21 protein-coding genes are annotated in these 24,725 nt (G+C 68.7%); 15 read left to right on the plus strand and 6 right to left on the minus strand.

Annotation, left to right across the window (positions count from 1 at the left end):
• Positions 1 to 393: 393 nt before the first annotated feature.
• Positions 394 to 2,358 (minus strand): gamma-glutamyltransferase family protein, encoded by a 1,965-nt coding sequence (locus TY25_RS21755; protein WP_042258856.1) that lies wholly within the window; start codon positions 2,356 to 2,358, stop codon positions 394 to 396.
• A gap of 138 nt (positions 2,359 to 2,496) precedes the next feature.
• On the opposite strand from TY25_RS21755, the gene TY25_RS21760 reads away from it, so the two are divergent.
• The 8 genes from TY25_RS21760 (at position 2,497) to tpiA (ending at position 12,209) form a co-directional block, all read left to right on the plus strand.
• On the plus strand, positions 2,497 to 3,192 hold the full coding sequence (locus TY25_RS21760) for an HAD family hydrolase (protein WP_042258857.1): 696 nt from the start codon (positions 2,497 to 2,499) through the stop codon (positions 3,190 to 3,192).
• Positions 3,193 to 3,382: 190 nt separating this feature from the next.
• On the plus strand, positions 3,383 to 5,389 hold the full coding sequence (gene uvrC, locus TY25_RS21765; RefSeq protein WP_042258858.1) for an excinuclease ABC subunit UvrC: 2,007 nt from the start codon (positions 3,383 to 3,385) through the stop codon (positions 5,387 to 5,389).
• A gap of 175 nt (positions 5,390 to 5,564) precedes the next feature.
• Entirely contained in the window at positions 5,565 to 6,545 is a 981-nt protein-coding gene (gene rapZ / locus TY25_RS21770) for an RNase adapter RapZ (RefSeq protein ID WP_029903176.1), read from the plus strand.
• Positions 6,542 to 7,588: a gluconeogenesis factor YvcK family protein gene (locus tag TY25_RS21775; RefSeq protein WP_042258859.1), complete on the plus strand. Its 1,047-nt coding sequence runs from the start codon at positions 6,542 to 6,544 to the stop codon at positions 7,586 to 7,588. The genes rapZ and TY25_RS21775 overlap by 4 nt, the downstream gene beginning before the upstream one ends.
• Positions 7,579 to 8,562: a DNA-binding protein WhiA gene (gene whiA, locus TY25_RS21780; protein WP_014986417.1), complete on the plus strand. Its 984-nt coding sequence runs from the start codon at positions 7,579 to 7,581 to the stop codon at positions 8,560 to 8,562. Before TY25_RS21775 ends, whiA begins: the two co-directional genes overlap by 10 nt.
• Positions 8,563 to 9,181: 619 nt before the next feature.
• Positions 9,182 to 10,201 carry a type I glyceraldehyde-3-phosphate dehydrogenase gene (gene gap, locus TY25_RS21785; protein WP_029903178.1) on the plus strand — a complete coding sequence of 340 codons (1,020 nt, stop codon included), beginning with the start codon at positions 9,182 to 9,184 and terminating at the stop codon, positions 10,199 to 10,201.
• A gap of 4 nt (positions 10,202 to 10,205) precedes the next feature.
• A complete protein-coding gene (locus TY25_RS21790) occupies positions 10,206 to 11,420 on the plus strand; it encodes a phosphoglycerate kinase (RefSeq protein WP_042258860.1) in 1,215 nt (404 codons plus the stop codon).
• A gap of 3 nt (positions 11,421 to 11,423) precedes the next feature.
• Positions 11,424 to 12,209 carry a triose-phosphate isomerase gene (tpiA, locus tag TY25_RS21795; RefSeq protein ID WP_042258861.1) on the plus strand — a complete coding sequence of 262 codons (786 nt, stop codon included), beginning with the start codon at positions 11,424 to 11,426 and terminating at the stop codon, positions 12,207 to 12,209.
• 56 nt (positions 12,210 to 12,265) lie between these two features.
• Here tpiA and TY25_RS21800 read toward each other — a convergent pair whose 3' ends face one another.
• From TY25_RS21800 to TY25_RS21810, 3 genes are read right to left on the minus strand one after another with little or no spacing between them, the layout of a single operon-like run.
• Complete coding sequence (locus tag TY25_RS21800) at positions 12,266 to 13,189, minus strand: hypothetical protein (RefSeq protein ID WP_042258863.1); 924 nt, start codon at positions 13,187 to 13,189, stop codon at positions 12,266 to 12,268.
• A gap of 55 nt (positions 13,190 to 13,244) precedes the next feature.
• Positions 13,245 to 14,033 (minus strand): META domain-containing protein, encoded by a 789-nt coding sequence (locus TY25_RS21805; protein ID WP_042258864.1) that lies wholly within the window; start codon positions 14,031 to 14,033, stop codon positions 13,245 to 13,247.
• A 48-nt stretch (positions 14,034 to 14,081) separates the two neighbouring features.
• Positions 14,082 to 15,329 carry a lipase family protein gene (locus TY25_RS21810; protein WP_236639138.1) on the minus strand — a complete coding sequence of 416 codons (1,248 nt, stop codon included), beginning with the start codon at positions 15,327 to 15,329 and terminating at the stop codon, positions 14,082 to 14,084.
• Positions 15,330 to 15,669: 340 nt separating this feature from the next.
• Between TY25_RS21810 and TY25_RS21815 the strand changes: the two genes are divergently transcribed.
• From TY25_RS21815 to secG, 5 genes are all read left to right on the plus strand, one after another.
• On the plus strand, positions 15,670 to 16,299 hold the full coding sequence (locus tag TY25_RS21815; protein WP_042258866.1) for a TetR/AcrR family transcriptional regulator: 630 nt from the start codon (positions 15,670 to 15,672) through the stop codon (positions 16,297 to 16,299).
• Between the two features lie 4 nt (positions 16,300 to 16,303).
• Positions 16,304 to 16,831 carry a hypothetical protein gene (locus TY25_RS21820; protein WP_042258867.1) on the plus strand — a complete coding sequence of 176 codons (528 nt, stop codon included), beginning with the start codon at positions 16,304 to 16,306 and terminating at the stop codon, positions 16,829 to 16,831.
• A gap of 686 nt (positions 16,832 to 17,517) precedes the next feature.
• Positions 17,518 to 18,432, plus strand: coding sequence for a DMT family transporter (locus TY25_RS21825; protein ID WP_042258868.1), 915 nt, complete (start codon positions 17,518 to 17,520; stop codon positions 18,430 to 18,432).
• A gap of 350 nt (positions 18,433 to 18,782) precedes the next feature.
• Positions 18,783 to 20,378 (plus strand): MFS transporter, encoded by a 1,596-nt coding sequence (locus tag TY25_RS21830; protein WP_370466248.1) that lies wholly within the window; start codon positions 18,783 to 18,785, stop codon positions 20,376 to 20,378.
• 72 nt (positions 20,379 to 20,450) lie between these two features.
• Positions 20,451 to 20,684: a preprotein translocase subunit SecG gene (secG, locus tag TY25_RS21835; RefSeq protein ID WP_014986406.1), complete on the plus strand. Its 234-nt coding sequence runs from the start codon at positions 20,451 to 20,453 to the stop codon at positions 20,682 to 20,684.
• Here the strand turns inward: secG and TY25_RS21840 are convergent.
• The gene (locus TY25_RS21840) at positions 20,671 to 21,804 is read right to left on the minus strand and encodes a YbfB/YjiJ family MFS transporter (protein WP_172595811.1); all 1,134 of its coding nucleotides are present in this window, start codon (positions 21,802 to 21,804) and stop codon (positions 20,671 to 20,673) included. The genes secG and TY25_RS21840 overlap by 14 nt on opposite strands.
• Before the next feature lie 68 nt (positions 21,805 to 21,872).
• Between TY25_RS21840 and TY25_RS21845 the strand changes: the two genes are divergently transcribed.
• On the plus strand, positions 21,873 to 22,772 hold the full coding sequence (locus tag TY25_RS21845; protein WP_052383109.1) for a LysR family transcriptional regulator: 900 nt from the start codon (positions 21,873 to 21,875) through the stop codon (positions 22,770 to 22,772).
• A 4-nt stretch (positions 22,773 to 22,776) separates the two neighbouring features.
• Here TY25_RS21845 and TY25_RS21850 read toward each other — a convergent pair whose 3' ends face one another.
• On the minus strand, positions 22,777 to 23,625 hold the full coding sequence (locus TY25_RS21850; RefSeq protein ID WP_042258873.1) for an SDR family NAD(P)-dependent oxidoreductase: 849 nt from the start codon (positions 23,623 to 23,625) through the stop codon (positions 22,777 to 22,779).
• Positions 23,626 to 23,681: 56 nt separating this feature from the next.
• Between TY25_RS21850 and TY25_RS21855 the strand changes: the two genes are divergently transcribed.
• Entirely contained in the window at positions 23,682 to 24,671 is a 990-nt protein-coding gene (locus TY25_RS21855) for an alpha/beta hydrolase (protein WP_081869006.1), read from the plus strand.
• The last annotated feature ends 54 nt before the right edge of the window (positions 24,672 to 24,725 follow it).

Genomic DNA, 24,725 nt, shown 5'->3' on the forward strand with positions numbered 1-24,725 from the left:
CCGACGCCGGGCAGGCATGTTCGCGACGTTCCGCTTTGAGCGACGACCGGAACAATTGCGCGGCGAGGGCTCCGGATGTCAGAACGTCCTGCGGCGGCCCGCCATGCCTGTCGCGGGCGAGTTCACCTCCGCAGCGGGCCCGCCTGTCGGCGCAGGTGCCCGCGTCACGTCGCGACCAGTGCTGCCTAGTGGGCGCGGCAGGTCGCGCGATGTTGGCGCGGGTGCGCAACAACGGCGGTGTCCCAGGCGGAGAATCGGTTTGAAGTGGCCCTGTCAGCGCGGGTGCCCGCGTCACGTCGCGAGTGCTGACTAGTGGGCGCGGCAGGTCGCGCGATGCTCGGCGGGCAGTGCTTGGTGCCCGGTGCTCAGTGAGGCGGCGCCGGGCACCCGTGCTCAGCGGTTGTCGCCGAGGACTGCTCCCTCGCGGCGGGGGTCGGCGCCGCCGACCCAGGCGGTGCCGTCGCGGGTCAGGGCGCTGAGGCCGCTGGATTGGGGGGCGACCGAGACCTGGTGGCCTAGTTCGCGTAGGCGCAGGACGAGGGCGTCGTGGTCGCCGTTGTCGGCGGTGTTGATGCTCGGGTGTTCGCCGCCGACGCCGGTGGCGGGGGAGTTGCCGGCGCCGAAGGACAGGGCGGAGACGGCCTGCTGCGGGTCGAGGCCCCAATCGAGCATGCCGACAAGGGTTTTCACGACGAACTGGATGATCACCGAACCGCCGGGGGAGCCTGCGACATGGGTGAGGTTGCCGCGGGCGCCGTCGGGTGCCTTGTCGAAGACCAGGGTGGGGCTCATCGAGCTGCGCGGACGCTTGTTGGGCTGGAGCCGGTTGGCGACCGGTGCGCCGTCGGTGCCCAGCGGGTCCGCCGAGAAGTCGGTCAGCTGGTTGTTCAGCACGAATCCGTCGACGAGGTGGAAGGAGCCGAACTCGGATTCCACGGTGGTGGTCATGGCGGCCGCGTTGCCGTACTGGTCCACCACGGAGATATGGCTGGTGCCGTGTTCCGGCGGTTGCGGGCCGACGCCGAGCGGGACGGGCCCGAAATCGCCGGGCTGGGCGGTGCCCATGCTGCGGTTGCGGTCGATCAGGGCGGAGCGCTGCTTCAAGTAGTCCTTGTTGAGCAGGGTCTGCAGCGAATTGCCGGGCAGCGGAACGAAATCGGTGTCGGCGACGTACTTGTTGCGGTCGGCGTAGGCGAGCCGCTCGGCTTCGGCGATGAGGTGCACGGCTTCGGCCTTCGGCTTGCCGCCGTTGCGGGCGGTGTCGGAGCCCGCGCCGAGATTGTCCGGCGGCAGCGCGGCCAGGTCGAAGTTCTCCAGGATGCCGAGGGTGGCGGCGACGGTGCTGCCGCCGGACGACGGGTTCGGCATGCCGCAGATCTGATGATTGCGGTAGTCGGTGCACAGGGCCGTGCGCTTCTTCGCCTGATACCCGGCCAGGTCGGCGGTGGTGATCAGGCTGGGCGTGCGGCCGCCGCTGGTCGAGGTGGCCGCGGCGACGATGTCCTGCGCGATGGCGCCGGTGTAGAAGGCCTGCGCGCCTTCGGACGCGATGGCGCCCAGCGTCTTGGCCATCGCCGGGTTGGTGAGCAGCGTGTCGGCCGGCTTGGGTGTGCCGTCGGGATTGAGGAAGTACGCCTTCGCGGCCTCGTCCAGGGCGAGGTTCTTGGCCTGTTCGGCGACCTGCGCGGCGAGCCTGGGGCTGATCGAGAAACCGCGATCCGCGAGTCCGATTGCCGGATCGAACAATTCGCGCCACCCGGTTTTGCCGTGCTCGCGATGCACCATCTCCAGCATCCGCAGCACGCCCGGCACGCCGATGGAGCGGCCGCTGGCGCGCGTGTTCGGCTTGGGTTCGGTGCGGTCGGTGTCGCTGACCCAGCGCAGGTAGTTCTCGGTGGCGGCGGCGGGCGCGACCTCGCGTCCGTCGTAGGCCTCCACGGACTTGCTCGCCGCGTCGTAATACATCAGGAACGCACCGCCGCCGATGCCGGACGACTGGGGTTCCACCAGGCCGAGCATGGTCTGCGCGGTGATCAGCGCGTCCGCGGCCGTGCCGCCGTCGCGCAGCACCTCGCACGCCGCCTTGCTGGCCAGGGTGTTCGCGGTCGCCACGGCGAAGGTCTTGGTGCGGGCGGCCACCATCCCGGACCGGTAGCCGGTGGACAGCTCCGGATTGGTGCTGATGTCCTTGCTGCCCGTCGGCCCGGTCGGCGACGCCGCGACCAGCGTTCCGTTCGGCGTCGTCGCGCAGACGTCGGCGGCCTCGTCCGTGTCATCGGACGAACAAGCGGTGGCCATGCCGGCGACGAGCAGTATTGCCGCCACCACGCTGGTCCAGGTTCCTCGCGTGCGACTCATGCAGGGACTCTAACCGTCGGCACCGACACCTCGGGAGCGTTTGATCACCCGGACGCAACGGACATTCGCGGCGTCCGGCCCGGGGCCCGCGGCCTGCGACGACCGGAGCCCGCACCAACCCGTCGGTAGGCTGTTTTCGTGACTCTCGAGGCGGTGCTGTTCGACTATTCCGGGACCTTGTTTCGACTGGAGGAGAAGCAATCATGGGGTGATGATCTGGTCGCTGCCGACGGCCGGGCCTTGGACGTCCACGAGAAGACCGAGCTGCTGCGCCGGATGACCGCGCCGGTGCACCAGATCGTCGAGTTCGACGCGGCGGGCCAGTACGCCTGGGACAACCGCGACCTCGACCCGGAGCTGCACCGGAAGGCTTACCTGGAGGTGCTCCGCAAGTCGGGTGTGCCGTTCGACGATCAGGCCGCCAAGCTCTACGGCCGGATGATCGACCCGCTGGAGTGGACGCCGTACCCGGACGTCGAGGAGGTGCTGACTTCCCTTGCCGCCCAAGGTATCCAGGTGGCGGTGGTGAGCAATATCGCGTTCGATATCCGCCCGGCGTTCACCGCCCGCGGCTGGGACCGCTACATCGACGCGTTCGCCCTCTCCTTCGAGATCGGCGCGATCAAGCCGCAACCCCGCATCTTCGCCGCCACGCTCGACAAACTCGGTGTCGACCCCAAGGCCGCCCTGATGGTCGGGGACAGCGCCGAAGCCGACGGCGGCGCCACCGCCATCGGCTGTCGCTTCGCGCTGGTCGAGCCGACCCCCACGGGCGAACGCCGCTCCGGTCTGCTCGACGCGGTCGCACAGCATGGTGTCGCCCGTCGGCAATGAACTCTGCCACGGCAGTCGCACCACCGTGCACCGGTGGTTCCCGTGGTGAACCGGCCGTAGCTTTGCGATACATGCTGCGGTGCAGGATGTTTCGAAGCGCCGACGCTGACCGAAACGCTCCGGCCCGGCGCGACGCCGCGGACCCGAGCACCCCGGCGAACCTGTCGTAGCCTCCCTCTAGGCTTGACTGGTGGCAGATCCAGCGACGTACCGGCCCAAGCCGGGCACGATTCCCGTCGAACCAGGGGTGTACAAGTTCCGGGACGCGCATCGACAGGTGATCTACGTCGGCAAGGCCAAGAGCCTGCGCAGCCGGTTGAACTCGTACTTCGCCGATGTGGCGTCGCTGCACCCGCGCACGAAGCAGATGGTCACCACCGCGGCGAGCGTCGAATGGACGGTCGTCTCCACCGAGGTGGAGGCGCTGCAACTCGAATATAACTGGATCAAGGAGTTCGATCCGCGGTTCAACGTCCGCTACCGCGACGACAAGTCGTATCCGGTGCTCGCGGTCACGTTGAACGAGGAGTTCCCCCGCCTGTTCGTCTATCGCGGCGCGCGCAAGAAGGGCGTGCGCTACTTCGGCCCGTACGCGCATGCCTGGGCGATCCGGGAAACCCTGGACCTGCTGCTGCGCGTCTTTCCCGCGCGTACCTGCTCCAACGGGGTGTTCAAACGGCACAGCCAGATCGGCCGTCCCTGCCTGCTCGGCTATATCGACAAGTGCTCGGCGCCGTGTATCGGCCGGGTCAGCGCCGACGAGCATCGCCGGATCGTGGAGGACTTCTGCGACTTCCTGGCCGGCCGCACCGACCGCATGGTGCGTCAGCTGGAACGGCGCATGCAGGAGGCGGCCGAGGACCTCGATTTCGAGAACGCCGCGCGCCTGCGGGACGACGTGCAGGCGCTGCGCCGGGCGCTGGAGAAGCAGGCGGTGGTGCTGGGCACCGGCACCGACGCCGACGTGATCGCCTTCGCCACCGACGAATTGGAGGCCGCGGTACAGATCTTCCATGTCCGGGACGGCCGGGTGCGCGGTCAGCGTGGCTGGGTGGTCGACAAATCCGGCGACGCCATCGACGCGCCGGAAACCGGAAGTGAGCTGGCGGTGCTGGTGGAGCAGTTCCTCACCCAGTTCTACGGCGAGCAGGTCGCCGTCGCCGAGTTCGGCGCGGGGGAGCAGCCCGCGACCGTGGTGCCGCGGGAGGTGCTCGTCCCCGAGCTGCCCGGGGACGCCGAGCAGGTTCAGCAGTGGCTGTCGGACCTGCGCGGCTCGGCCGTGCAGTTGCGGGTGCCCCAGCGCGGCGACAAGAAGGCGCTCGCCGAGACGGTGCAGCGCAACGCGATGGAGGCGCTGCAGCAGCACAAGCTCAAGCGCGCGGGCGATCTCACGTCGAGATCGGCTGCGCTGCAAGCCATTCAGGATGCCTTGGAGCTGGACAGCGCCCCGCTGCGGATCGAATGTGTCGACATCAGCCATGTGCAGGGCACCGACGTGGTGGCCTCGCTGGTGGTGTTCGAGGACGGTCTGGCGCGCAAATCCGAGTACCGCCACTACACGATCAAGGAGGCCGCGGGGGAGGGCCGCTCCGACGACGTGGGCAGCATCCGGGAGGTCACCCGGCGGCGGTTCTACAAGCTGCAGAAGGAACGCGAGCTGCTGGCCAGTGAAGACCTGGCGGCCGAAACCGCGGACGCCGCAGCCGAACTCGACGCCCGGCCGGGCATCGATCCGCAGACCGGACGACCGCGCAAGTTCGCCTACCCGCCGAACCTGTACGTCGTCGACGGCGGCGCGCCCCAGGTCGCGGCCGCCGCCGAGGTGCTCGACGAACTGGGCATCACCGATGTCGCGGTGATCGGCCTGGCCAAACGGCTGGAAGAGGTGTGGGTGCCGGGGGAGAGCGACCCGGTGATCATGCCGCGCAACAGCGAGGCGCTGTTCCTGCTGCAACGGGTCCGCGACGAGGCGCACCGTTTCGCGATCACCTTCCATCGCAGCAAGCGGTCGCGCCGGATGACCGCGTCCGCATTGGACTCGGTGCCCGGCCTGGGTGCGGCGCGCCGCACCGCGCTGGTCACCCACTTCGGTTCGGTCGCGAAACTCAAGGAGGCCACGGTCGAACAGATCACCGAGGTTCCCGGGATCGGCCTGGCGACGGCCAAAGCGGTGCTCGCCGCATTACAGGAGGGGTGAGGAAGTTCGGAATCACCAGCTTTTCACCGATGCACCTATATCCTCGTTACCGTTCCAGCACATGTTCGATCACCGGCCTCGGGCACCACGGAGGGTGACCGCGCATGTCTGCGCCCGCTACCGGAACCGGTGCGGGATGATTCGAGAGGTAACCACGAGACGGATCCGGTAGGACATGACACGCGTCGAATCGAACAACACGGCGGGCAATCCGCGACAGACCGCGGGGCAGGACAGCTTCGCGAGCGCTGTCACCGCGGCGAACCCGCAGGTCGAGGTCGTGATCGTGACCGGACTATCGGGCGCGGGCCGCGGTACCGCCGCCCGCGTGCTCGAGGATCTGGGCTGGTACGTCACCGATAACCTGCCGCCGGAACTGATCGGCCGGATGATCGAACTCGGCGCGGCCACCGAGCCGCCGATCCGGCGCCTCGCCCTGGTGATGGACGTGCGCAGCCGCTTCTTCACCGGCGATCTCTCGGTGGTCACCGAACAGTTGCGCAAGCTCGGCATCGAGACCCGGGTGCTGTTCCTGGAAGCATCCGATGACGTGCTGATCCGGCGTTACGGGTTCGCCCGTCGCCGGCATCCGCTGCAAAGCGAAAGCAAAGACGGCACCCTCTCCGCGGGCATCGCCGCCGAGCGGGTTCGGCTCTCCGCTGTGAAAACCGCCGCCGACCTGGTCATCGACACCACCGAGCTGTCCATCCACCAGCTGCATCGCAAGCTGGAGGAGGCCTACGGCGGCGGTGCGCCGAGCGCGTTGCAGCTCACCGTGCAATCTTTCGGCTTCAAGCACGGGGTTCCACTGGACGCCGACATGGTGTTGGATGTGCGTTTTCTACCTAATCCACATTGGATTCCAGAATTGCGGGAACACACTGGTCAGGAACCGGTGGTGAGTGAGTACGTGCTGTCGCGCCCCGGCGCGGCGGATTACCTGCGTACCTGTCACCACCTGGTGGATCTGACCATGAACGGTTACCGCCAAGAGGGGAAGCGATACATGACGGTGGCAGTGGGCTGCACCGGCGGAAAACACCGCAGCGTGGCGATAGCCGAGGCCCTCGGTGAACTGATGAGCGCGGTCACCGACGTGGCCGAGGGATCCGCCGACGTGGTGCGGGTCGTGCATCGGGATCTGGGGCGCGAATGAGTGGTTGGGAATCCGATCCCAGCATCGTCGCGCTGGGGGGCGGGCACGGCCTGTACGCGACGCTGACCGCGGTCCGGCGGTTGACCAGAAAGATCTGTGCCGTCGTGACGGTCGCCGACGACGGCGGTTCGTCCGGGCGCCTACGCAGCGAGCTAGGGGTGCTGCCGCCCGGTGATCTACGGATGGCGTTGGCCGCATTGGCCGCCGACGCCGACGATGTCTTGACCCGCACCGTGCAGCACCGCTTCGGTGGCACCGGAGCGCTGGCCGGTCATTCGGTCGGCAACCTGATCCTGGCCGGTCTCACCGAGGTGCTCGGCGACCCGGTCGCCGCGCTGGACGAGGTCGCGAAGCTGCTGCGGATCACCGGGCGGGTACTGCCGATGTCACCCATCGCCCTCGACATCGAAGCCGATGTCGCTGGGCTGGAAGCGGATCCGCGGGTCAGCCGCTGCATCCGCGGCCAGGTCGCGATCGCGACCACCCCGGGCAAGGTACGCCGCGTCCGGTTGATTCCGTCCGATCCGCCGGCCAGTCCGGAAGCGACCTCGGCCATCGAACACGCCGACGTGGTCGTGCTCGGGCCGGGATCGTGGTTCACCAGTGTCATCCCCCATGTGCTCGTCCCCGAACTACGAGAGGCGCTCGTGTACACCCGAGCCAGAAAAGTTCTCGTGCTGAACCTCGCCGCCGAGCCCGGCGAAACGGCGGGTTTCTCCGCCGAACGGCACCTGCATGTATTGTCCCAGCACGCACCGGAATTCGTGGTCGACGAGGTGGTGGTCGATTCAGGGTCGGTGCCGGAAGGTCGCGAAAGAGAACACGTGGCCAGAGCTGCCGAACAGTTGCGCGCGCGAGTAACCTTCTCCGATGTCGCCGAAGCGGGAACGGACCGGCATCACCCCGGAAGGCTTGCCGCCGCACTGGATCAACTGATCCGGCAACCTCGGCCGCAAATGGCAGGGCTTCGAGTCGAGGGACGGCACATGGGTCAGGATGTGCGTTCCGGGTTGGGTGGAAAGGAGCGCGTCTCGTGGCGATGACAGCCGATGTGAAGGACGAGCTGAGCAGGCTCACGGTGTCGCAGGTCAGTTCCCGGAAGGCGGAACTGTCGGCGCTGCTGCGGTTCGCGGGCGGTCTACACATCGTCGGAGGGCGGGTGATCGTCGAGGCCGAGGTGGACATGGGTTCCATCGCTCGCCGACTCCGCAGGGAGATCTTCGAGTTGTACGGCTACGGTTCCGATGTGCATGTGCTCGGGGCGGGCGGCCTGCGCAAGACCTCGCGCTATGTGGTGCGGGTGTCGAAGGAGGGCGAGGCGCTGGCCCGGCAGACGGGCCTGCTCGATGTGCGTGGCCGGCCCGTGCGCGGGCTGCCCGCGCAGGTGGTCGGCGGCAGCATCGCCGACGCCGAAGCCGCTTGGCGCGGAGCGTTTCTCGCGCACGGCTCGCTCACCGAGCCGGGTCGCTCCTCGGCGCTCGAGGTCAGCTGCCCGGGCCCGGAGGCGGCGCTCGCGCTCGTCGGTGCGGCCCGCCGGCTCGGCATCACGGCGAAGGCGCGCGAGGTGCGCGGCACCGACCGGGTGGTGGTGCGTGACGGCGAGGCCATCGGCGCGCTGCTGACCCGGATGGGCGCGCACGGCACCCGGATCGTCTGGGAGGAGCGCAGGCTGCGCCGCGAGGTGCGGGCCACCGCGAACCGGCTGGCCAACTTCGACGACGCCAACCTGCGCCGTTCCGCCCGGGCCGCGGTCGCCGCGGCCGCCAGGGTGGAGCGCGCGCTGGAGATCCTCAGCGACGAGGTGCCCGATCATCTCGCCGCCGCGGGCAAACTGCGCGTGCAGCATCGGCAGGCGTCACTGGAGGAACTCGGCCAGCTCGCCGACCCGCCGATGACCAAAGACGCTGTGGCAGGCCGCATTCGGCGCCTGCTGTCGATGGCGGACCGGCGCGCCAAGGAACTCGGCGTCCCCGACACCGAATCCGCCGTCACGGCCGAACTGCTCGACGAGGCCTGAGTCGCGTTCGCACCCTCCCGGGCCGGGCTCGGGAGGGTGCTGCGCGTGCAGGGTGAGATGGCGCAGCCTGACCCGAGAGATGCAGCGCAGACGACAGGGTGACGTGGCCGGGTCCGAGCGGTGCGTTGTGGCGTGGCCGAGCCCAAGCGGTGCGCTGCCGCGTGCGGGTGCAGTGCTGCCGCCGGACCTCGGGAGCGTTGCGGCGCCATACGAGAGCGCGACCCCGTCGAGCCCGGCGGGCGCAATTTGCACCGCTTCTCGGGATTTGCACCGCTTCTGAAGGCCCGGAAAGGGCGCGCATCCCGAGAAGGGGTGTGGATGTGGCCGGTACCCCTACTCGGGTGGGGTGGCAGTGGGGTTGACAAACGGTCGGCGCTGGTCGGTGGGGTGGGGTGTGAGGAAACAGACCGGTCGGTGATTGGGGTCGCTGGTTACCGTAGGGGGGTGGTCCCTCAGCCGACTCCAGGACGGCGCCGGAAAGGTCGATCATCCGGCGACCCGGCAGCTCGCCGACAGATGTCCAGTTCACAACGGACAGGTGCATGTCGGTGCGATGCAGGGCGGGCACTACTGTTACTAGACATCGGAATGATCCGCTTGAAAGCTGAGGAGCGATAACGTGACTGTCCGGGTAGGCATCAACGGCTTCGGTCGTATCGGACGTAACTTCTTCCGGGCGGTGGAGGCGCAGAAGGCGCTGGGCACCACCGACATCGAGATCGTCGCGGTCAACGACCTCACCGACAACGCGACGCTCGCGACCCTGCTCAAGTACGACTCGATCCTGGGCCGCTTGCCGCAGGACGTCTCGCTCGACGGCGATGACACCATCGTGGTCGGTGACCAGCGGATCAAGGCGCTGGCCATCAAGGAGGGCCCGGCGGCGCTGCCATGGGGCGACCTGGGGGTCGACGTGGTGGTCGAGTCCACGGGCATCTTCACCGACGCGACCAAGGCCAAGGGCCACCTCGCGGCCGGCGCCAAGAAGGTCATCATCTCCGCGCCCGCCAAGGGTGAGGACCTGACCGTCGTCATGGGCGTCAACGACGAGAAGTACGACGGCAGCCAGAACATCATCTCCAACGCCTCGTGCACCACCAACTGCCTCGGCCCGCTGGCGAAGGTGCTGAACGACAGCTTCGGCATCGAGCGTGGTCTGATGACCACCATCCACGCCTACACGCAGGACCAGAACCTGCAGGACGGCCCGCACAGCGACCTGCGTCGCGCCCGCGCCGCCGCGCTGAACATCGTGCCGACCGGCACCGGCGCCGCCAAGGCCATCGGCTTGGTGCTCCCGGAGCTGCAGGGCAAGCTCGACGGTTACGCGCTGCGCGTGCCGGTTCCGACGGGCTCGGTCACCGACCTCACCGTCACCCTGCGCACCGCCGCCTCGATCGACGAGATCAACGCCGCGTACCAGGCCGCCGCCGAGGGTCCGCTGAAGGGCATCCTCAAGTACAACGTCGACCCGATCGTGTCGAGCGACATCGTCACCGACCCGCACTCCTCGATCTACGACGCGCCGCTCACCAAGGTGATCGACGACCAGGTCAAGGTCGTGTCCTGGTACGACAACGAGTGGGGCTACTCGAACCGTCTCGCCGACCTCATCGGCCTCGTCGGCAAGTCGCTCTGAGGCCATGGCAGTCAAAACTCTCGACGATCTGCTGAGCGAGGGTGTCGAAGGTCGGGGCGTGCTGGTGCGCTCCGACCTGAACGTCCCCCTCGACGACAACGGTCAGATCACCGATCCCGGTCGCATCCTCGCGTCCGTGCCCACCATCAAGGCGCTGGTCGAGGCCGGTGCGAAGGTGGTACTCACCGCGCATCTCGGCCGGCCGAAGGGCGCGCCGGACGCCAAGCTCTCGCTGGCCCCGGTGGCCGCGAAGCTCGCCGAGGAGCTGGGTCGCAATGTCCAGCTCGCCGGTGACGTGGTCGGCCAGGACGCGCTCGCGCGCTCCGAGGGCCTGACCGACGGCGACGTGCTGCTGCTGGAGAACATCCGCTTCGATCCGCGCGAAACCAGCAAGGACGACGCGGACCGGGCCAAACTGGCCGCCGCACTGGTCGAACTGGTCGGCGACGACGGCGCGTTCGTCTCCGACGGCTTCGGCGTGGTGCACCGCAAGCAGGCGTCGGTCTACGACGTGGCGAAGCTGCTGCCGCATTACGCGGGCAAGCTGGTCGCCGCCGAGGTGGACGTGCTCGCGAAGCTGACCGCGGACACCGAGCGGCCGTACGCGGTGGTGCTCGGCGGTTCGAAGGTCTCCGACAAGCTCGCGGTGATCGAGGCGCTCGCGCCGAAGGTCGACACGCTCGTCATCGGCGGCGGCATGTGCTTCACCTTCCTTGCCGCCCAGGGTCTTTCGGTGGGTTCCTCGCTGTTGCAGGAGGAGATGATCGACACCTGCAAGGGCCTGCTCGAACGGTACGCCGACGTGATCCACCTGCCGCGCGATATCGTCGCGGCGGAGCGGTTCGCGGCCGACGCCGACTCGAAGGTCGTTCCGGTGCACGAGATTCCGGACGGCTGGATGGGTCTGGACATCGGCCCCGAGTCGACCGATCGGTTCGCGGCGCTGCTCACCGAGGCGAAGACGGTGTTCTGGAACGGCCCGATGGGCGTGTTCGAGTTCGAGAACTTCGCGGCGGGCACCCGTGGGGTGGCCGAGGCCATCGTGACGGCGACCGGCAAGGGCGCGTTCACCGTGGTGGGCGGCGGTGATTCGGCCGCGGCCGTGCGCGCGCTCGGCCTGCCCGAGGACGGCTTCTCGCACATCTCGACCGGCGGCGGCGCGTCGCTGGAATACCTGGAGGGCAAAGAACTTCCGGGCATCGCAGTGCTGGAGGGCTGAGCAATGGCACGCAAGCCGCTCATCGCGGGCAACTGGAAGATGAACCTCAATCACCTCGAGGCCATCGCGCTGGTGCAGAAGATCGCGTTCGCCCTGCCGGAGAAGTACTTCGCCAAGGTCGACGTCACCGTCGTGCCGCCGTTCACCGATCTGCGCAGTGTGCAGACCCTGGTGGAGGGCGACAAGCTCCTGCTCACCTATGGGGCGCAGGATCTTTCGCAGCACGATGCCGGCGCCTACACCGGTGAGATCAGTGGCGCCATGCTGGCGAAGCTGGGTTGCACCTATGTGGTGGTCGGGCATTCGGAGCGGCGGCAGTACCACGGCGAGGACGACGCCACCGTGCTCGCCAAGGCCAAGCAGGCGCTCAAGCACGGACTCACCCCGATCGTCTGCATCGGCGAGGGTCTTGATGTGCGCGAGGCGAAGACGCATGTCGAGTACAACCTCGAGCAGTTGCGTGGCTCGCTGAAAGGCCTGACGGCGGAGGAGATCTCGAAGATCGTCATCGCCTACGAGCCGGTCTGGGCGATCGGCACCGGCAAGGTCGCCACCCCGGCCGACGCGCAGGAGGTGTGCGGGGCCATCCGCGGCGAGCTGGTCGAGCTCGCCTCCGCGGAGGTGGCCGCGGAACTGCGCGTGCTCTACGGCGGTTCGGTCAACGCCAAGAACATCGGCGAGCTGATCAAGCAGACCGATATCGACGGCGCGCTGGTCGGCGGCGCCTCGCTGAAGGGTGACGAGTTCGCCACCCTGTCCGCGATCGCCGCGGGCGGCCCACTGCCGTAAGGGTTTTCGAACCGTGAAAGGGCCGAGCACCAGCTGGTGCTCGGCCCTTTTCGGTATCAGTCCACGGGGATGCGGTACTCGGAGATGCTGCCGCGCAAGGTGAATCCCGCGCCGGTGAGGGCGGTGCGCAGCGCCTGGTCGGCCGGGTCGGCGGACAGATCGGCGGTCGCGACCTCGGGATGGTCGCGGCGCAGGCGGTGCAGTGTGCTCGCCAGCAGTGCGCTCAATTCCGGCACGAGGGCCTGCGCGTGCACGATGTTCAGCACCGCGGTGCCGCCGCGGACACCGGCCGAGGACTCGGCCCGCAGTGTGCCGTCCACGTCGAGGTAGCCGAGGGTGAAGGTGGTGTCCAGGTATTCGTCCCGGTCGGCGAGCAGTTCGCCCACGGTCTCGGCGGTCCAGCGATCGGTGCAGCCGGTGTCGTCGCAGCGGCTCAGGCCCGCGTCGGTGTAGAGGCGGGCGTATCGGGCGAGCGTTTCCCCGGTCGGCGGCGCCGGAAGTTCCTCGACGTACGCCGCCGGGGTCTCGGGCCAGTCGCCGCTTTCGGCGCGCCACTCGCAGTCGAGTTCCCGATGCGGGTGCAGGCCGAGCGCCGCCGCGACCGCGACACCGTCGGGATCCTGGACGATCCATTGCACCGCAGTGTGTTTCGAGGAGCGGGCGGCGTCGACGGCCGCGCGCAGCATGGCTCGATAGGTGTCGGTGTCGCCCTCGTCGACGACCGGGACGGCGAGCAGGTACCGTTCCGGATCGTCCGGGTCCACCAGCAACGTCCAGCCCACCACCGCGCCTTGCCTGCGGACCGTCAGCACCCCGCGGGTATGCGGGCCGATCAGTTGCTCGCGTAGCTCTCGGAGCTCGCTTTCGGTGTCCGAGGAGCCGGCTACCGACGGTTGACCGGCGTGTAACTCCGCCACCAGACGGTCATCGATGGTGGTGTGGAGTTCGATCTCGCCGACCTCGGTCTGGATTGCTGACATGTAGCTGATGGTACCGGCGTCCGGCGCGGCAGGGGGCGGCCCGAATTTCGGGGGCTCACTCTGCGTGCAGGACCAGACCGTTGCCGTTCTCGTTCTTGATGGTGAGGGCGTTCGCGTCGACGGTCGCGGTCGCCTTGCCGTCCAAGGCTTTCAGGACCGCCTGCTCGACCTCCATCACCTCGGGCGCGCACGCCATCCTGGTGGTGGCGATCCGGAAGGTGAGCTCGGGGTCGGTGCCCGTGGCGCTGCCGTTCATCGTGTTGCAGCCCGCGGTGCCGGAGACCTTGCCGTCGGTGGCGATGGTGAGGGTCGGTTTCACGTCGTCGATGGCCTGCGAACGGATCTGGGCTTCCGGGGTGAGCAGCGCCGTGACGATCCAGGTGGTGCCGCGCAACGGTTTATCGGGTTCGGCGACCTTCTTGTCGAGCATGGTGACGGTCAGGTTGTCGCTCTTCAAGGTCAGTTTCGGGCCGTCGAGCTGCCAGGCGGGCTGGGAGTTCAGCAGGCCGCTGAGCCACTCGTCGGCGCCCTGCCGGTCGCCGCCGCAGGCCATCAGGGTGCTCGCGAGGCTGGACACGACCAGCTTCTGCTCCTCCGATGCCACCGCGCCCGAATGGGTATTGCAGCCCGCGTCCGCGGAGACGCGGTTGTCCTTGAAGGTCAGCCGGAGTGGACCACCGCCGGGAATCGGCGCGCCCTCGACCCCGGTGGAGACGAAGGTGCGGCCCATCAGCGTTTGATCCGGCGGGTTTGCGGGAGAGTTCGAATCCCCGCTCGAGCAGGCGTTGATCGCGAGAACTGCGAGCAGGACGATCGGGCCGAACCGCACGAGATTAGCCGCCATGACGGCGATGCTACCGATGTCGTGCGGTTCGGCCGGGGTTTCGGCCGGTCAGACCGGCATGCCGAGCGCGGAGGCGAGAGTCTGCCCGAGGGCGTTGACGACGGCGGCCGCCGCGCCGGGATCGAGGATCTGCAACGGCACGTCCCGGTTGGTGCAACCCTGCTGCGCGGGGACGCCGTTGAGCCGATCGTGCAACCACATCACGGCCGAACCCGCGCCCGAGGCGGCGGCGATGCCGTGCTCGCTGAGGATCTCGCGGGTGTAGGTCACCTTGGCGTCCGGGTCGGCGCAGTAGGTGTCGTAGACCTTGTTGAGTGCGTTGATCGGCATGGCTTCATCGAGCGGCGCTTGATAGAAGTACATCGGCGATATCGGGGTGCCGCGGTGGCCGAGGCTGAGTTCCCGCAGCATGGGCTGCAATTCGTGAGCGTTCATCGGATCGCCGGGATAGTCGAACAGTCCCTTGATGTTGACGAACGGGAAGCCCGCGAATTGCAGTGCGACGCACTGCCCTTCGTGCACCACGCGCACGGCTTTGCCGAGCGGGTTCATGTAGCGATCGACGAACTGGTTGAGCTCCGGGTATTCCCTTGCCACGCCGAACAATCCACCGAGTACCGCGCCGCCGAAGGTGGAGGTGGCGTTGTTGTAGTCGATGGCCGCGCGAATATCGGCCATCACGCCGCCGGCCGCGGTGCCGACCAGGTTCAGTTCCGGCGCGTACTCGCGTTGCAGTTCCGCCGCGTGCGCGGTCGGGATCGCGCCGCCGGAGTAGCCCCACAGTGCCGTGCGGGTCGCCGCGCCGGGCAGCCCGGCGGGCTCGAAGTTCTGCGCGGCCCGGATCGCGTCCAGGGTGATCCGCGCGCCGAGCGGGCCGGTCGCGTACGCCGCGTTCGGGCCCTGGTGATCGGGCACCACGACGGCGTGCCCGAGCTGCAGCATGGCCTGGGCCTCGATGAATTCCAGCCCGATCACCGAATTGGTCGGGTTGGGCAGCGAGCCCATCTGCAGCGCATAGGAGGGCGCGCAGTTCACCGACAGTGAGTCCTCGGCGAACTGGAACGAGACCAGGCTGCGCTCGGGTGTCGGCGACGGGCGATGCGGCACGATCACGGTGGCGACCGCGGGAATCGCCTCGCCGCGCGTGTTGGTGCTGCGGTACGACAGCTGCCATGCCCGCACATTCAGCGGGATCAGGAAGAAGTTCGCGAGGTTGACCTGCCGCGCGCCGAGGAGCTCACCGGGCTGGGCCGCGGCCACCCTGGCCGGATCCGGGTTGTAGAAGCCCGGATCCAAGTACGGCGGGGCCGGGGGAGGGGAAGGGGAGCGGGGGTGCGACCGGCACCGGATCCGCGTGCGCGGCGGCGCCCAGCGCCGGGCACACCGCGAGGGTCAGCCCCGCGGTCAGAGCGAGGCAGGTGTGCGCGACCACTTTCTTGGTGCGCCCGACGGTGCCCATCTTCATTCGAACTCCTAGACCTCAACGCAACGTTGCGAGACGCGGCTCTCGGGCAAAAAAGAGAGCAATCGTTTCCTAACTGGCGCGTCGACTGTAGAGGGCGGTGCAGCGATGTGTCAACGGTCACGCTGACCCGCCGATCGGTAGCGTTCTGGACGCCGGGCAGGATGGACAGTCATGACCGGTAGCGCCGAAATCTCGCGTCCGCGCAGGACCCAGCAGGAACGCCGGGCCGCGACCGTCGCCAAACTCGTCGACGCGACCATCGCCGCGATCAGCGAGGTCGGCTACCAGCGCACCACCGTGCAGGAGATCTGCGGGCGCGCAGGGCTTTCCGTCGGCGCGATGTTCCGTCAGTTCGACGGCAGGCTGGACCTGATCGTGCGGACCGCCGAAGCGATCGTCGACCGGCAGCGGATCGCCTTCCTCCTGATGATGGAACATCTGGAAGAGCAAGCGAATCCGCTCGACAGCGCCCTGCGGTTCCTGCGCGCGGCCCAGTCGGCCGAAATCACGCACGCCCTGCGCGAGATCTACCTCGCGGCGCGCTCGGACGCCGAACTGCGGACGCGGATCGCGCCGACCGTGGAGAACTATTACGACGAGATCGTGGCCGCGGTCGAGCACACCGGCGTGCTGCGCCGCTATCCGAAACGAGTGCGTGAGCCGCTGTTCTACCTTGCGCTGCATGTGTTCTCGGGGCAGGCCGTGGTCCGGGGGGTGTATCCGAAACCCGAAGTCGACGACGCGGTGCTCGCGCTGCTGGAAGACATGCTGCAGATGTACGCCGACTCGGTCGAGTCCTAGGGTCATGCGATTGTGGACGCTGCAAGCGCCCGAAGTTGTTGCGGCCGTGCGAGCCGGCGGCAGCTATCGGGCGCGCTGGGACCTCGTCACGCCGAACTGGCATACCGCGTTCCAAGCGATGACGGCCGAGATGACAAGGCGCGGAATGGATTGCGCCGCAGCCCCGCCGGTGTGGTGCTGGCCAGGCCGTGCGTTGCGCGCCGCCACGGTCCGGACCACCGCGAATCTCCTGCTCGGCGACCATGAATGGGCGCACGGCCGCTGGCTGCTGAAACTGGCTGTGCCCGAACGATTCACGCTCGTCACCTCGTACGGCGCCTGGAACGACTACCTCGCCCACACCATGGGCTTCGCCGACGGACCCGACCGCATGGACTGGACCGGCCGCCGCACCTGGGCCCGCGACCAACTCCAGGTCACCCTCCCCGAACTCCGCCGCGAATGGATCATCCGAGCCACCCCCTACCCACCCGACCCCGAAACCGCCGCCCGCATCGCCGCCGACCCGGACCTCGGGGGTCTCGAGTCGTGAACGAGATGCGTGCTGTCTCCCCATGCGCACGGGCAGTGGCAGTAGCTGTTGGAAATACCGGGGCGACGCCGCACGGTGCCGGGCATTAGGATCGGCCTCGTGCATCGATGCTTCCCGATATCCCCGCCGCCCACCTCCTAGCGAGGTGTAGGCGTACCTCCGCATCCGCTCCGGCCGTGCGCGTTTAAGGACGGACTACGTCCGGCTGCGCCTGTTCTGCGTACCTCCGCATCCGCTCCGGCCGTGCGCGGTTGACGATTGCGCCGTTCGGCAGTGCTTGTGCTGCACGTAGCGGAGTTTGTTGCGTCCGGGTGGTCGACAGGGACTGAGTTCTGCTGTGCTCGTTGTTGTTCCGATATCGGTTCGGCTGTGCAGGGCAGGCGTGACTCCGTTCGGCCTCGGTAGTTCGTGCCTCGCATCGGGTTCGGCGAGATGCGAATGGCGGCGGGTTGCGGTGCGGCTTCGACTGTGTCGTTGCGGATATGGGCTCAGGCGGCGTGGCTGCGGCGTTGACGGCGTAGTGGGTTCCGTTCGGCAGGGCCGGGCGGACCGGCCTGCGGTTGCGGGCGATGCGTGGGCGTGGCTCGAGGGCGGAGCTTCCTCAGGGTGCGTGTAGCGCTGCGGTATTCGTTGTGCACCTCGCTTCAGCGACCTCCAATCCTTCTGTCGCAGGAGCGCAAACCTTCATGTCCACAACTTTGTCCACGGCCGGCCGTTCGGGGCTGGTCTATCTTGTCGGCGCCGGAATGCTCTGGGGTACCGGCGGTCTGCTCGGCACGCTGCTCGGGCGAGCCACCGGTCTGTCTCCGGTCGCGGTCGCCACCTGCCGACTTGCCGTCGGTGGTCTGCTGCTCGTCGCGCTGCTGGCGGCGACCCGGCGGCCTTGGCCGCGAAATGCGCAGGCGTGGCGCAGGATCGGCGCGGTCGCGGTGCTGGCCGCGGCCTTCCAGGCATGTTATTTCGGTGCGGTCGCCGCGTCGTCGGTGAGTGTCGCGACCTTGCTCACCATCGGCACATCGCCGGTGGTGGTCGCGCTGCTCGAGCAACTCACCGGCGGCCGCCGCTTGGATCGCCGTCGCGCGGGCACGATCTGCCTCGCACTGACGGGTTTGGCGCTGCTGATCGGTGTGCCGTCCGATGACGTCGATGCCACCGGTCTGCTCGCCGGAGCGGCCCTCGCCGTCGCGGCGGCGACCGCGTTCTCGACGGTCACCGTGATCAACACGCGGCCCGTCCCGGGCCTCGACGCGATGACGACGACGGGGCTCGGCTTCACCGCGGGCGCACTGTTACTCGCACCGGTGGCGGTGACGACCGGCCTCACCTTCCACCTCTCCGTCGCGAGTCTCGCCCTGGTCCTCACCCTCGGCCTGGTCCCGACCGCGATCGCCTACACCCTCTATTTCCGCGGCCTCCCCGCCGCAGGCTCCGGCACCGCCGCCGTCCTAGCCCTGCTCGAACCACTCACGGGTTCCGTCCTCGCCGCCCTCCTCCTCGGCGAACGTCTCACCCCCACCGCCCTCGCCGGCGCCGCCGTCCTGACCCTCGCCCTCCTCCTCACCGCAACCGAACAGAGAGGAGCTGTCCGCGACCTGACCTGACCGCCCAGCTGCGGCCTCGATCACCCGTCCTCCCCGACGGTCACGCTGCCTACCCAGGCCGTCCGGGTCCGGCGTCGCCGGAGCGGCGCTGGCCCCGCCACCGTCTTCGGCCGATGTGCTGCGTGCCGACCCATCGCCTGCAACGCACCCGCGGCAGGGGCGAGCCGCGCGGTCGGTTGAGACGGTCGGCCTAAAGCTGCTGCGACGTGCACCGCAGTCCACTCGTATGCGCACCGCGAGGAGTGCTCGGACCTGTGGTCCGGATCGTGTGCGGCTGTCTCGGCGGTCGACGCATAGGACCCGACCGCGGCTCGAGCAGGGCGGTGCGCTGGGGCGCTAAGCTCCGGGGAGTGACCACTGTGGCTACTACCGTCTCTACCTGGGCGCCGATGCGGTCGAAGGTGTATCGCGCGCTCTGGATCGCGCAGTTGGTGTCCAATTTGGGGACCTGGATGCAGACGGTCGGCGCACAGTGGATTCTGGTCGACGAGCCGAACGCGGCCGCGCTGGTTTCGTTCGTACAGACCGCGATCACGCTGCCGGTGATGCTGCTGGCCATCCCGTCCGGGGTGATCGCGGATCTGGTGGATCGGCGCAGGCTGCTGGTGGGCGCGCAGTCGACGATGGCGCTGCTGGCGACGGTGCTCGCGATCTCCACGGCAACCGGGCACACCACCCCGGCGGTGCTGTTGACCTTGTTGTTCCTGCTGGGCTGCGGGCAGGCGCTGACCGGTCCGGCGTGGCAGGCGATCCAGCCGGAACTGGTTCCGCGGGAACAGATTCCATCGGCGGCCGCGCTCGGCAGCATGAACATCAACATCGGGCGTGCGGTGGGCCCGGCGCTGGCGGGGGTGCTGGTCTCGGTGTCCGGGCCGACGCTGGTGTTCGCGTTGAACGCGGTGTCGTTCGCGGGCATCGTGGCCGTGCTGACCGTGTGGCGCAGGCCGCGCGCCGATCGCGGCCTGCCGTCGGAGCGCCCGCTCGCGGCGTTGCAGGCGGGCACCCGGTTCATCCGGGCCGCGCCCGCGATCCGCCGGGTGCTGCTGCGTTCGATCCTGTTCATTGCCCCGGCCAGCGCGCTGTGGGCGCTGCTGCCGGTGATCGCGCGCGACGAACTCGGGCTCACCTCGTCGGGCTACGGCCTGATGCTGGCCGCGCTCGGAGTGGGTGCGGTCCTCGGCGCCGTCGGCCTGTCCCGGTTGCGTGCCCTGCTGACGCCCACGCAACGGCTGACCACCGCGGCCGTGCTGTTCGGTGTCGCGACCGCGGCCACCGCCGTGCTGCACGTGGTGCCGGTGGTGTTGATCCTGCTGGTGTTCGCCGGCTTCGCCTGGCTGCTCGCGATGTCGACGATGAATTCGACGATGCAGTTGCTGCTGCCCGCGTGGGTGCGGGCGCGCGGCCTGTCTGTCTATCTGCTGGTGTTCATGGGCGGTCAGGCGCTGGGTTCGCTGGTCTGGGGTTTGATCGCCGGTGCGATGGGACCGGTGTTCGCCCTGCTGAGCGCGGCGGCGCTGCTCGCGGTGTGCGCGGTGAGCACGGTGTGGCTGCCGATCAGTCACAACGCGGAGAACCTGGACCAGACGCCGTCCGCGTTCTGGCCGGAACCGCAACTGGTGGTGGAACCCGACCCGGCCGACGGTCCGGTCATGGTGTTGCGCACCTACGACGTCCCCGCGGAGAACGTGGCGGAGTTCATGACCGCGATGGCGTTCGTGGGCCGGTCCCGGCAGCGCACCGGCGCGATGGAGTGGCGGCTGTATCGCGATGTCGGCGTGCTCGACCGCTATGTGGAGGCTTTCGTCGTCCGTTCGTGGGCCGAACACATGCATCAGCATCAGGTCCGGCTCACCGCCCAGGATCAGATCCGCGAGCAGGCGGCCTCGAAATACACCGTCGGTGACGATCGGGTCACCCACTTGGTCGCGGTGATGCCCGCCCGGTGAGCACGCGGCGCTGGGGAGCGTTGCCGAGTGCCTGATTCGGTGGGATCCGGCCGACCGCATACACTGTCGGTCATGCGGATGTTCCTGGATATCCTCCTGATCGTCGCCAGCGTGCTGCTGGTGCTGCTGGTGCTGTTGCACCGCGCCAAGGGTGGAGGTCTGTCCAGCCTTTTCGGTGGCGGTGTGCAGTCGAGCCTGTCCGGCTCGACCGTCGTCGAGAAGAACCTCGACCGCATCACCATCTTCACCGGCGTGGTCTGGTTCATCGCCATCATCGGCATCGGTCTGGAGATCAAGTTCGCCTGATCAGGCGAGTCACTACACCGGCCGCGATCGTCGCAGCCGCCAGTACGAGGGCGGCGATGACGAACGCGGCCGGATAGCTGTCGCCGATCACCGGCGCCACCACCAGCGGACCGAGCATCTGCCCCGCGCCGTAGACGGCCGTGAGCGGAGCCGCCGCGCCGCTGTCGGACAGTTCGCTGCCGATCCGCATGGCCAGCATCACGATGCCGAGGAACGTCGCCCCGAACAGCGCCGCCGCGAGCACCGCGGCCCACACCGCGCTCGTCCATGCCGGTAGCACCGCCGAAAAGCATTGTGCGAGCAACGCGATCGGCATAGCCATGGCGGGGGACCAGCGTCGCCCCGCCACGCCCCAGAGCACGGTCGCGGGGACGGCGGCCGCGCCGACCACCACCCAGATCGCGGAGCCGACCACCTGCCCCCGTTCGCTGCTGACCGCCGCGACCAGGAACGTCCCGATCACGATGTAGCCGAGACCCTCCAGGAAGTAGGAAACCAGTAGCGCACGCCACGCGCCGACCGCTCGGATGACGGCCTTGCCCGCCCGATGGCCGGGCCGGATGTCGAGTCGCAGAGCGGGCAGCAGCAACAGCGCGGTGAGCGCCGCCGAGACCAGCCACATCGCCTGCCAGCCGAGAAACGGCCGCACCGCCAGCACCAGCACGCCGGTGAGCGCGATCCCGAAGCCGACACCGCCGAAGGTGATCCCGGCCGCCGCCCTGGCGCTGCCCGGTCGCGCCGCCACGCCCGCGCACGCGACGAAGATGACGGCGCTGGTGACGCCCGCGATCAGGCGTAATGTCGCGGGAAAGAGCGTCGGCGCGGGCACCGCCATCAGCAGTTCGCTCGCGATCAGCAGCGTCGCGGAGACGCGAAAGGTGGTGCGGCTGTTCAGCTCCGGCCAGCGGGTGAGCAGCAAAGCGCCGAGCAGATAGCCCGCGTAGTTGGCGGTCGCGATGACGGCGCCGTCGTGCGCGTCGATCCGGTGCGCGTCCACCATGATCGGGAGCAGGGGCGTGTAGACGAACCGGCCGACTCCCATCGCAGCCGCCAGTCCGGCGGCGGCCGCGAACGCGGGGACGAGGCTGTGGCGCGGTGCGGGTGCGATTACTGCGGTCACCATGCGACCGTACGGTCCGTGCCGGCGCCTGTGAAATGCTTTCTGTGCACCATGTATACGCTGGATGCATGGATAGGGACGACGCGTCGCCGGTGGCGGGTCCGCAGCCTGCGCGTGCGGCCGGTGACCTCGGCAGTTCGCCGCTGGAGCTGCGGCATCTACGGGCGTACGTCGCGCTGTGCGAGGAGGGGAACTACACGCGGACGGCGGCCCGGCTGCATCTGAGCCAACCGGCGCTGACCAGAACCATCCAGCAGCTGGAACGGCTCGTCGAATGCCGGTTGATCGAGCGCAGCTCGCGGCGCTTCGAGCTGACCGAGGAGGGCGCCGAACTGCTGACGCACAGCAGGCGCATCCTCGCCGACGTCGATACCGTTGCCGCGCAATTACGCTCGCGCACCGCCGTCGAGATCGGTTTCGCCTGGCTGCTGCCCACGCACTGGCTGGCGGCGACGCGCCGCCGCTACGAGGCGCTCGGCGGCCGGATCACGTTGCGCCGCATCGACGATCCGCTGGCCGCGCTCGACGCCCGGTCCATCGATATCGCCATCTACCGCAGGGAAACCGAACTGCCGAACCATCTCGCGTCCCGGGTGATCGCGACGGAACGCCGCATGCTCGCGGTCGCCGCGCATTCGCCCCTGGCGTCGGCGACCGAGTTGCGCTGGGCCGATCTCGCGGACTATCCGCTGGTGGTGAACGTGGTGTCCGGTACGACACATGCCGATTCGTGGGAGGACAGCGACCCGGAGCGGCCGATCATCACCTGCCGGAATTTCGACGAATGGATCGAACTCGTCGCGGCGGACCGCGGGATCGGCGGGGTGCCCGCGCTGGCCCGCACCCGTGCCCCGCATCCCGGAGTCGTGTACGTGGATGTGGCCGACGCGCCACCGTCGCACGTCTATCTCGCCTGGCATACGAAGCCCGAATCGCGGGCGGTGCAACGCTTCCTCGGTGTCACCTGACGGATCAGTCCGTGCGCGGCACCCGGCCGTCGACGTCGGTGAAACCGTAAACTTTCGCGAGATCGGCTACCCGCCAAGCGGAACCGGTGCGCGTGCGGCGCTCGGCATCGACGGCCAGGGCGACCACCGCGCGGCCGGGGAAACGCGGGGTTTCGGCCGCGGCGAGATCGAAGGTGCCTTCGCCGGGCAGCGTGACCACTCGGCGTCCCTCGGCATCGGCCGGAACCATTTGCAGCAGTTCGGTGTCCACGATGCCCGGCCACAGCGAGACCGCGGTGACGCCGGTATCGGCCAGGTTGTGCGCCAGATCGGCGGTCAGCCGGTCGAGCGCGGCCTTCGCGACGCCGTAAACCGCGTTGTGCATGTACCTTTCGGCACCGGGCGAGGAGATGTTGACGATCAGTCCGCCTGCCGCGATCAGCAGCGGGGCCGCGTAAACGCTTGCCACATAGTGCGATCGGACGCCGATATCGAACGTCTCGTCCCACGCCTTCGGCGGCACCTCCCAGAACGGTTTGCCGAGCCAGCGCGCCGCGGCGGGGGAGTTGTAGACGTTGTTCACCAGCACATCGAGCCGGCCGTGGGCGGTGCGGATCTGCTCGAACAGCCCGTGGACCGCGTCGTCGTCGCGGTGGTCGCAGACGAACGGGACGCCGACGCCGCCGGCCGCGTCGACCGCGGCGGCGGTCTCGCCCACCGTGCCCGGCAGCCGGCCCGGCGTGTCCGATCGTCCGGTCACGTACACGGTCGCGCCCGCGGCGCCGAGCTCGACCGCGATGCCTTTGCCGATGCCGCGGCTCGCCCCGGTCACCACCGCGATCCGGCCGTCGAGCGGTTTGGCTATTCCGTTCATGAGACAGGGACATTACCGTGAAATAAGAACACGTTCTAGATTTTGGAGGTCCGGCAGTGGAGTTGACGCATCGGTTCGTGACGACCAACGGCGTCCGGATGCACGTCGCCGAGCAGGGCGCGGGGTATCCGGTGATCTTCTGCCACGGCTTTCCGCACACCTGGTTCATCTGGCGGCGTCAGTTGGCAGCCGTGGCCGGCGCGGGATATCGGGCCATCGCGCCGGATCTGCGCGGCTACGGGCAGACCGACCGGCCCGCCGACGTGACGGCCTATGCGAACGAGGCGGTGATCGGCGACCTGCTCGGCCTGCTCGACGACATCGACGCCGAGCAGGCGGTCTTCGTCGGCCTGGACTTCGGGGCGGCGCTGGTGTGGGAGCTGGCGTTGCGCGCGCCGGAGCGGGTGCGCGGCGTGATCGTGCTGAACAATCCGTTCGCGCCGCGGCCGCCGCGCGCGCCGTCGCAGCTGTGGGCGAAGGCCGCCGCGCGACACTTCCTGCACCTGCACTACTTTCAGGAACCCGGCGTGGCCGACGCGGAATTGGGCGCTCGGCCAAGGGAATTCCTGGCCAGGGTGTACTTCTCGCTCAGCGCCGACTATCACTACCTCGACACCTGGCAGTTCCCGGCCGAGGGCACCGGCTACCTGGACGTGCTGCCCGAGGCGCCGCCGCTGCCCTGGCGCTGGCTCACGCAGGACGAATTCGACATCCTGGCGCAGGATTTCGAACGCACCGGGTTCACCGGCGGACTCAACTGGTACCGCGTCCTCGACCGCAACTGGGAGCTGAGCGCCGACTACGCCGACGCGTCGGTCGCCGTGCCCGCCTACTTCATGTACGGCGACCGCGACCCGGATATGGAGGGTTTCAGCGGCCGCGATCCGCTGGCCACGCTGCGCCGCCATGTCCCGCAGCTGCGCGCGGTGACCAAGATCGCGGACGCGGGACACCTGGTCCAATTGGAACGTACCGCGGAGGTCGACGCGCTGCTGACATCCCACCTGCGCGAACTCGTGCCGAATCCGTCCGGGGTGCCCGCGTAGGCCGAACGCCTTCGGCCGGAGGCACGTTCGGTGTCGGTGGGCACCGCTAATGTT

Origin of the sequence: Nocardia brasiliensis NBRC 14402 (genome assembly GCF_000308475.2) — a bacterium.
GTDB classification, from domain to species: Bacteria; Actinomycetota; Actinomycetes; order Mycobacteriales; family Mycobacteriaceae; genus Nocardia; species Nocardia brasiliensis.

Bases quoted from the DNA above. Each gene is read 5' to 3' on its own strand.
- TY25_RS21800 (WP_042258863.1), bottom strand. From the start codon at position 13,189: ATGTCAGCAATCCAGACCGAGGTCGGCGAGATCGAACTCCACACCACC.
- rapZ (WP_029903176.1), top strand. From the start codon at position 5,565: ATGACACGCGTCGAATCGAACAACACGGCGGGCAATCCGCGACAGACC.
- TY25_RS21790 (WP_042258860.1), top strand. From the start codon at position 10,206: ATGGCAGTCAAAACTCTCGACGATCTGCTGAGCGAGGGTGTCGAAGGT.
- TY25_RS21775 (WP_042258859.1), top strand. From the start codon at position 6,542: ATGAGTGGTTGGGAATCCGATCCCAGCATCGTCGCGCTGGGGGGCGGG.
- TY25_RS21805 (WP_042258864.1), bottom strand. From the start codon at position 14,033: ATGGCGGCTAATCTCGTGCGGTTCGGCCCGATCGTCCTGCTCGCAGTT.
- tpiA (WP_042258861.1), top strand. From the start codon at position 11,424: ATGGCACGCAAGCCGCTCATCGCGGGCAACTGGAAGATGAACCTCAAT.
- TY25_RS21845 (WP_052383109.1), top strand. From the start codon at position 21,873: ATGGATAGGGACGACGCGTCGCCGGTGGCGGGTCCGCAGCCTGCGCGT.
- TY25_RS21820 (WP_042258867.1), top strand. From the start codon at position 16,304: ATGCGATTGTGGACGCTGCAAGCGCCCGAAGTTGTTGCGGCCGTGCGA.
- secG (WP_014986406.1), top strand. From the start codon at position 20,451: ATGCGGATGTTCCTGGATATCCTCCTGATCGTCGCCAGCGTGCTGCTG.
- TY25_RS21755 (WP_042258856.1), bottom strand. From the start codon at position 2,358: ATGAGTCGCACGCGAGGAACCTGGACCAGCGTGGTGGCGGCAATACTG.
- TY25_RS21850 (WP_042258873.1), bottom strand. From the start codon at position 23,625: ATGAACGGAATAGCCAAACCGCTCGACGGCCGGATCGCGGTGGTGACC.
- TY25_RS21815 (WP_042258866.1), top strand. From the start codon at position 15,670: ATGACCGGTAGCGCCGAAATCTCGCGTCCGCGCAGGACCCAGCAGGAA.
- TY25_RS21825 (WP_042258868.1), top strand. From the start codon at position 17,518: ATGTCCACAACTTTGTCCACGGCCGGCCGTTCGGGGCTGGTCTATCTT.